Genomic DNA, 501 nt, shown 5'->3' with positions numbered 1-501 from the left:
CGCGGGCCAGGCGCTGCCTGACGGTGGTGACCATGTCGTTTCCGAGCTTGACGAGGTGGAACTTGTCGACCGAGACCGCAGCCCGGGGCAGGTAGGTCCGCAGCGCCTTGCGGAACGCGGCCGAGGGATCGATCGCGACGATCTCGATCCGCTCCCGCCAGGCCTCGGAGCGCTGGGCAAGCCAGTCCCCGACGGCCCTGGAGTCGCGGCCGTCGACGATGCCGAGGACCTGCCCGGTGCCCAGGTCCACCAGCGTCGTCATCCACGGCTCGAACCGTCTCCAGGCCCCCTGATCCGTGCGGAACCAGCGCACCGACCGGTACCGGTGCTCATCGACCCCCAGACGCCTCACCCGCACGTCGTCGACGTCAGGCAGGACCACCGCAGCGGCGCTGAGGGCGGCCTGGACCAGCCACCACGAGACCCCGTGGGCCCGGGCCACCTCGGAAGCTGCACGGCCCGAGGTGATCACGGCCGAGACGACCTGGTCCCGCAGCCTGG

General features: G+C 71.7%; 1 protein-coding gene. It reads right to left on the bottom strand.

The features are described 5' to 3' along the window. Nucleotides 1-501: ISL3 family transposase (locus ACT3SQ_RS19310; RefSeq protein WP_444601630.1), on the bottom strand; the 501-nt coding region annotated here is incomplete at both ends.

The sequence above is a fragment of the Brachybacterium sp. AOP42-C2-15 genome, from assembly GCF_052377065.1.
Lineage (GTDB): Bacteria > Actinomycetota > Actinomycetes > Actinomycetales > Dermabacteraceae > Brachybacterium.
Note: the sequence above shows the minus strand (reverse complement) of the source record. Positions and strands in the feature narration are given on the sequence as shown.